10 protein-coding genes are annotated in these 6,990 nt (G+C 58.0%); 1 reads left to right on the top strand and 9 read right to left on the bottom strand.

From position 1 onward, the window contains the following. The 8 genes from ABSG47_RS20015 to ABSG47_RS19980 all read right to left on the bottom strand — a co-directional run. The coding region (locus ABSG47_RS20015; protein WP_424172044.1) for a chorismate synthase at window positions 1–290 on the bottom strand (290 nt) is incomplete at its 3' end. 38 nt (window positions 291–328) lie between these two features. After that, window positions 329–1,507, bottom strand: coding sequence for a glycosyltransferase (locus tag ABSG47_RS20010; protein WP_424172042.1), 1,179 nt, complete (start codon window positions 1,505–1,507; stop codon window positions 329–331). Window positions 1,508–1,540: 33 nt separating this feature from the next. Continuing rightward, window positions 1,541–1,960 (bottom strand): heat shock protein transcriptional repressor HspR, encoded by a 420-nt coding sequence (locus tag ABSG47_RS20005; protein ID WP_058189763.1) that lies wholly within the window; start codon window positions 1,958–1,960, stop codon window positions 1,541–1,543. Window positions 1,961–1,971: 11 nt separating this feature from the next. Then, window positions 1,972–2,694, bottom strand: a complete 723-nt coding sequence (locus ABSG47_RS20000) for a hypothetical protein (protein WP_424172039.1) — start codon at window positions 2,692–2,694, stop codon at window positions 1,972–1,974. Continuing rightward, a complete protein-coding gene (locus tag ABSG47_RS19995) occupies window positions 2,675–2,962 on the bottom strand; it encodes a BrnT family toxin (RefSeq protein ID WP_424172037.1) in 288 nt (95 codons plus the stop codon). Before ABSG47_RS19995 ends, ABSG47_RS20000 begins: the two co-directional genes overlap by 20 nt. Before the next feature lie 17 nt (window positions 2,963–2,979). Continuing rightward, window positions 2,980–4,173 (bottom strand): DnaJ C-terminal domain-containing protein, encoded by a 1,194-nt coding sequence (locus ABSG47_RS19990; RefSeq protein ID WP_424172034.1) that lies wholly within the window; start codon window positions 4,171–4,173, stop codon window positions 2,980–2,982. Window positions 4,174–4,216: 43 nt separating this feature from the next. Continuing rightward, window positions 4,217–4,570, bottom strand: a complete 354-nt coding sequence (locus tag ABSG47_RS19985; RefSeq protein WP_424172031.1) for a HigA family addiction module antitoxin — start codon at window positions 4,568–4,570, stop codon at window positions 4,217–4,219. Window positions 4,571–4,582: 12 nt separating this feature from the next. Continuing rightward, the gene (locus ABSG47_RS19980; protein WP_424172028.1) at window positions 4,583–4,861 is read right to left on the bottom strand and encodes a type II toxin-antitoxin system RelE/ParE family toxin; all 279 of its coding nucleotides are present in this window, start codon (window positions 4,859–4,861) and stop codon (window positions 4,583–4,585) included. Window positions 4,862–4,929: 68 nt separating this feature from the next. Between ABSG47_RS19980 and ABSG47_RS19975 the strand changes: the two genes are divergently transcribed. Continuing rightward, window positions 4,930–5,967 (top strand): energy transducer TonB, encoded by a 1,038-nt coding sequence (locus ABSG47_RS19975; protein ID WP_424172025.1) that lies wholly within the window; start codon window positions 4,930–4,932, stop codon window positions 5,965–5,967. Here the strand turns inward: ABSG47_RS19975 and ABSG47_RS19970 are convergent. Further along, window positions 5,964–6,749: a hypothetical protein gene (locus ABSG47_RS19970; protein WP_424172022.1), complete on the bottom strand. Its 786-nt coding sequence runs from the start codon at window positions 6,747–6,749 to the stop codon at window positions 5,964–5,966. The two genes, ABSG47_RS19975 and ABSG47_RS19970, sit on opposite strands and share 4 nt — an antisense overlap. Window positions 6,750–6,990 lie beyond the last annotated feature (241 nt).

Below are 6,990 nucleotides of genomic sequence, written 5' to 3'. Positions count from 1 at the left end.
GCCGGATCGCCCGCCTCCACCGGCAGCTTCTCTTCCCAGTTCTTCCAGTCGCGGTTGATAATCTCAATCGCCACCGGCGAACCAATCGTCTTGCCGTGCCGAACACCTGAGAGGATATGCGCCTTGTCGGTCTCAATCTTCATGCGGCCGCCGCGGCCATAGCCCTGCTGCCGCCGCCACAGCTCGCGGTTCACAAAATCGAGATCGACAGGAATACCGGCCGGAAGCCCCGTGACCAGCGCAACCAGCGCCTCACCATGCGACTCACCAGCAGTGGAGTAACGAATCATGATGCATTCAATTTTAAATCAGCAATTAGTCCCGGTTTCTATTCCGCCGCCCGCATCTTCCCGCCCGGCAGCAACCGGTAAATCCGCCCCCGCCAATGAATTCTGCTGGAGGTATAACTAGCCGCCCAGAAGAAAAACCCCATCAGGTCGCGTACGGGATACAGCAACAGCAGCGCCAGCCAACTCCGGTCCTGCACCACCATCCGGCCCACCGGAATCGAAATCGCCAGCCGCGACGCCATCGCCCACGCCAGCAACGCAATCCCCCACTCCCAATGTCCCAGCGCTCCACCGGCAGCAAGCCCCAGCAGTCCAAACGGCATCGCAAAAGTCAGCGCAGTGCCAAAGTGTCCCTTGGGCCGCGAGAAGCGCGTGGATTTCATCCAGCGAACCTGGTGCAACATCGACTGCCAGAAGCTCGCGTTGATCACAATATGGTCAATCGCATGGTGGCTCAGCACAATCGCGTCGCCTTGCTTGTAAGCCTCATTGCCCAGCACAAAATCGTCCGCGCAGTAATCCGCCGTCACGGCAAATCCGCCCATCCTGCGAATCGTCTCGCGGCGAAACGCCATCGTCGGCCCCAGCGTAAACTGCATGCCCTCAAGGTTCCGCGCCACCAGCACGCCCGCCGTCATCTCCACGGACATGCCCACAGCCTCCACCCGTGCCCACAACCCACCCTCCGCCACCACTCCACGATACAAGCAGGTAATCCCGCCCACCCTTGGATCGGTAAACGGCAGCGCTACCGAACGCAGATAGTCCGGCGTCACCCGCACATCGCTGTCGCTGATCACCAGAATTTCATGCTCGGCGGCAGCCTCCATATGTTCCAGAGAAGCAGCCTTGGCATTGATGTAGTCCGGCTCCCCGCCAGTCGCAAGAAACTTGACAGGCACTTCCGGATGCCGCGCAGCAACTCGCCGCGCAACCGCCAGCCCCGCATCCTCCGCCGAGCGCGCGCAAAATAGAATCTCGTACCGCGGATAATCCTGCGCAAAGAAAGTTTCCAGATAGCCTTCGAGCCCCGGCTCAGCACCGTGCAAAGGCTTAAGCAGGCTCAGCGGCGGCATAAACCCCGCTCCGGAAGCAAGTTTCTCAAGAGCAGCGCGGCGTTCGCGCAGATAGGAAGGCAATGCGGTCAGCACCATGCCGGTGAAGACCGTGGAGGTAAACAGGCCAAAGATGGCCAATGCAAGCAAGACGTACAACATGCAGCTACAAGAATACCTTTAAGCGAACGCGAATCACGATTCGCGCTTTGGATTCGTCCTTGTGACCACCACCGGCCGCGCCACAGCCGGCTTCCGCAGCGGAACAATCGCACCCGCCGTGCTCGGCGCATTCTGCTGAAAACGCGTCAACATCTCCGATCGCACATACTCCACAAAGCTCTGCATCTGCCGGTTCATCTCTTCCATGCGCTCCCGCATCTGCAGAATGATCGCAATGCCGGCAATGTTCACTCCCAGGTCGCGCGCCAGATTCAAAATGAACTCCAGCCGCTCAATATCCTCGTCCGTATAGAGCCGCGTGTTGCCTTCCGTGCGCGAAGGCTTGAGCAGCCCCTCGCGCTCGTAAAGCCGGAGCGTCTGCGGATGAATACCGTACATCTCGGCCACCGCCGAGATCATGTACGCGCCTTTTGATTTACGTTTTGCTGGCATGGCTGTTTTGATTATGCTGCCGGATCAAGGATAATCTGTTTCCCAAATCCAAGACCCGGCAGATTCGCTATCTGTTCTTGAAGAGCCGCGGCAAACAACAGACATCCTTCCACGGCGAGTTGTCCATCTGCCTGCTCTACAGTCCAGAGGCACATATCCACGCAGCGACGAAACTCCTGCATTTCCTTGGCCAGCATCGCCGCCCGTTTTGCCGGCAACGTTCTTCCCGTAATCTTTGGAGCAGGAGCAAGCACTCGTGATAGAAGGCCGAGGGATGCTTCTGCATCACGATTTACAAGCACCACGATATTCAGCAGTGCATGGGTGGGATTGCCCGCTTTCAGTTGGCGAAGCGCCGTAATCAGATCGGCGCTGATCCGCTCGCTCGCCGAAGCCTTGCTTTCTTCCACTCTCTCTTCCGCTGTCCGTCCCTCATGCAGGATGCGAACCGTCCAGCGATGCCGCCAAATCGTCTTCACCTCGCAGCAGGCCCACGGTATGCCATCTCTCGACAACTGAAGGTCTGGCATAGAGGAAAACCGCTCGTTGGCATCCTCCATGCTCTCTGCGGTAATGCCGCAGCTGAGCCAGAACTCCACCACCTTGCGCTCATCCGCAACAGCTTCCCCCCGGCGATGCGCAAAAACGCCCCGAGGAATGGGCACCTTGTCTGAGCCAACGGAAGCTGCGTCTCCTTTGTGCACTGAACTCGCTTTACTCGAACTGAGACTCATACTTCCTCCTTTCCTCCTGCGTCGCCCGACGGGCGCTGACAAGCCGGATGCGCTCTTGCCGCTCTGCGTACACCACTAACAATACCCTGCTCAGAGCTGAGAAACCAGTTGCGTAAGCGCGCTCTTCTTCTTCGGAATGGGTCGAATCGGCTTCGACTATCACGTACGGATCGTCAAAAACTGTCAAAGCCTCGTCGAAACTTATACGATGTTTCCTTAGATTCGCGGCAGCCTTGCCATCGTCCCACTCAAACAGTTCGGACCGCACTTTTTATCTTTCCTTTTCTACACCTTATCGAACAACTGCACCCGCGGGTCCTGATTATTCAGCTTCGCCAGCTCGCGCATAATCTCGCGGCTGCGCTCGTCCTGCAGCGTCGGCACCTGAACTTCAACAGTCACAATCTGGTCGCCGCGCTGGCCCGCGCTCTGCGCACTCTCCACTCCGCGCTCCCGCATCCGCAGCTTCTGACCGCTCTGCGTTCCCGGCGGAATCTTCAGTTGCGCCCGCCCATCGATCGTCGGCACATCCACCTTCGCACCCAGCGAAGCCTCCGGCACCGTAACCGGAACGGTAAGGTGAATATCATCCCCCTGCCGCGAAAACACCTGGTTCGTGCCCGTGCGCACAATCAGATACAGGTCCCCCGCCGCTCCGCCATTCACGCCGGCATTGCCCTTGCCCTGCAGCCGGATGCGCTGACCATCCCGCGTGCCCGCCTTGATGCGAAACTCCACATTCTCCGACCGGTCCACCACGCCCTCGCCGTGGCAGGTGCCGCAGGCATTCGAGATGCGCCCCGTCCCATTACACCGCGGGCACGGAATGTTGAACTTCATCCGCCCGCCCATCTGCGTCACCTGCCCCGTGCCATTGCACTCCGGGCAGGTCTGCGGCCCGCCCGTCGAAGCCTTCCCGTGACACGTCGGGCAAACCTCCTGCCGATGCACAGTCAGCCGCGCCTGGCCTCCGCGAATCGCCGTCCAGAAGTCCACTGTGACTTGATATTCCAGATCCGTTCCCGGCTGCGGACCACGCGGGCGCCCCGGCTGCTGCGATCCCGAAAAAATCCCCGAGAAAATATCCTTGAAGCTACCCCAACCTGGCGACCCCGGACCAGAGGAAGCCGCACTCTGCGCCCCGCCACCCTGAAAGCCCGAAAAATCAAAGCCCCCAAAGTCCACCGGCGGCTGCCCACCCATATTCTGCTGGCGCGCATAGGCCTCAGCCTGCGCCGGATCAATCTGGTCTGAGTAAAAGCCAAGCTGGTCGTAAACCTTGCGCTTCTTCTCATCGCTCAAAATGTCGTTGGCCTCTGAGATTTCCTTAAACTTCTCCTCGGCCTTCTTGTCGTTCGGGTTCACGTCCGGATGATACTTGCGCGCAGCCTTGCGAAAGGCCTTGCGAATCTCCTCCGGCGTGGCCGCTTTCTTCACGCCGAGCGTTGCGTAATAGTCTTTTTGAGTCGTCGTTGCCATTGATTTTCCTGTTCTGCCAATTCTCTATCGGCAGTTTTCCGCTTCAGGCGATTCGCCGCGTTCCCCGGCCCGCCGCTCCTGCCGCTGCCGGGCGCGGACGAATCTCATCGCGCAGAGTGATTTCGATTGCATTCGATGCCGACTCCAGGTCGTAATTCATCTGCAAGCGCATCCAGAACTCCGGTGTCATGTTGAAATACCGCGCAAGTCGCAGCGCGGTATCCGCTGTAATTCCCCGCCGCTCCCGCACAATCTCGGAAATGCGCGTCACCGGCACCCGCAGCGCAATCGCCAGCGCATTCGCCGAAAGCCCCAGCGGCACCAGAAAGTCTTCGCGCAAAAACTCGCCCGGATGAATTGGAACCCCGCGCTCATTCGGCTTGCGTGGAATGCTCATCGTCCAATCTCCTTAGTGATAGTCCACAATCTCAACATCCCAGGCATCCTTGCCATCCCATCGAAAGCACACGCGGAACTGGTCATTAATCCGGATGCTCCACTGCCCCTCGCGATCGCCATTGAGCTTTTCCAGCCGATTACCGGGAGGACTCGTCAAGTCCTCAATGGACGATGCAAAATCAATCGCCTGTAGCCGCCGCGCCGCTACGCGGGCAATGTTGGCCCAGCGGCGGCTCGACCCAGTCCGGTATACAACTCTCGTTTCCTCGTCGGCAAAGGATTGGATCATGCTTAACGTTTATCGTAACACGGAAAACGAAACAAAGTTGCTGCTCATGAGTATGCTATCGTTTCGCCATGAATCCAGTTCACTCCCGGCGCCTCCGCCTGTGGATGCTGCTTGCCATCGCGACTTTTTTCTCCTTCGTTCCGTACCTGCAGAAGGCCTCCGCGGCGGATGAAGACCCCAGAATCCTGATGCGTGCCGCGGCAGCGGCCAACAGCCTTCTCGGCCCCGATGTAAAGCCCTGGCACATGAAGGTCAGCTACGTCCTCGCCGACGAAAAAGGCGCCGTCACCGACCGCGGGACCATCGAAGAATTCTGGATCGGCTCCAAACGCTACAAGCTCGTCATTGCCGGCTCCAACTACAAGCGAACCGTTTACGGCACAGATAAAGGAGTCCTCTTTTCCGGCGTCTCCGGCCAGGTTCCCGCACTCGTTGGCCGGCTCAACCACGCATTCACTGACCCTCTGCCCACTCCTGAAGCCGTTGCGCTCTACTCCTACACACCGGAGCAGATCAAATTCAACAACGTCGCCTTCAACTGCCGCGTCCTGCACGGCCAGCAAGCCACTCAAGGCAGCTCCATCGCCACGGGCCTTATCTATTGCTTTGACCCGGCAAAGCCCGTCCTCCGCATCAGCGAGAGCACAACGGAATCCACGCGCGTTCTCTACAACACCGTCGCCAGCTTCCAGGGTAAATTCATCGGCAGCGACCTGCGAATCAGCCGTTCCGGCAAGCCTGCCGCCGTAGCCAGGCTTGACACCATCGAGCCACTCAACGCAGCGGACACTCTCTCCATCGCTCCCACCTCCGACGCCGTTCCGCCGCAAACCGTCAATGTATCCACCGCCGTGGCGCAAGGCCAACTCATGCACCAGGCCAATCCCCAGCCGCCCATGGAAGCCCTGCAATCCGGCACCGTAGGAACCGTTACGCTTGAGGCCACCATCGACACCGATGGCCGCGTGAAAATCCTCAACGGCCCGCTGCTCCTGCAACCCGCCGCCGTAGAAGCCGTCCATAGCTGGGAGTACCGCCCCTACCTGCTCAACGGCGAACCAGTACAGATGCACACCACCATCCGCGTGGAGTTCGATCCGTACTAAGTAATCCCCTCAGAAGTGGCAATTTCTTGAAGACGCTCGTAGAACTTCATGCCATCCGGCAATAGGCCGAACGGTTGTGCGGCAGCCCTCCCGGTCGGTGTCATCATCGTCCTCACCTCCTGCACCAATCCGACAGATTGCAAGCGCATCAATGAGCTTCTTGCATCTCGACTGTTAGACGCGTCCAAAAACGAGAAATTGTTCGCCCAGGAAGCAGCAACCTGCTGGCTCCAGTCGGACGAAAGCGCTTGCTGTGATGTCAGTAATCCCACCTGTGACTTGTAAAGCTTCTTGAGCAATTCAATATCTCGATCTTTCAGTTCCACCGCTGCTCTCATCATGTCATCAAGGCTTTCGGGTTCAAGATCTTGAGATTTGACACCATTTGCGAGCAAATTAGCGAGCCGCTTAAGCCTGACCTCTACATTGGTACGAACAATGTGAAGTGTTGCATTCGCTACCGCCTGATCAAATTCTTTCGAGCTGAGCTGGTCCTTCAATATCCGTCTTGTCTCTTCGTTCAGCCGATACAACCGCCGAAAATCGTCAACGAGTGCTTCACCAAAATAGATCAAATTAGCTTCATCTTTACCCGCAGCAATGCTCTTCAATGTCAGAAGCAAATCTGTCAGCGTTGATATACCGGTAAAGGCCGCCAATTCAAGTATTTTTGCACCAATGCTCGCGAGGCTCGAGGCCGGATTATCGACAACCGAAGCAGATAAGGATTCACTTTTGAGCCGCGACAAAGCGCCTTCACTTGGAGAATCGAACTGCCCCATTTACCCCTCGCAATTCACCCAATAAGCTAAGGGTGGGCGACAAGTATCGCCCACCCCGCTAACTGCTAACTAGCCGACTTGCTTACTTCTTATCCTCGACGTCCACATACTCAGCGTCAATCACGCCTTCATCCTTCTTCTGCTCGGCAGCAGGTTCGCCCGCCGCAGCAGCTTCTGGAGCAGCAGCATTCGCCTTGTACATAGCCTCAGCCAGCTTATGACTCGCCGTGGTCAGCTTCTC

Origin of the sequence: Occallatibacter sp., from assembly GCF_049510455.1 — a bacterium.
In the GTDB taxonomy this organism is placed as follows: domain Bacteria; phylum Acidobacteriota; class Terriglobia; order Terriglobales; family Acidobacteriaceae; genus Telmatobacter.
The sequence above is the reverse complement of the archived record's forward strand: the minus strand, read 5'-3'. Positions and strand labels throughout refer to the sequence as shown.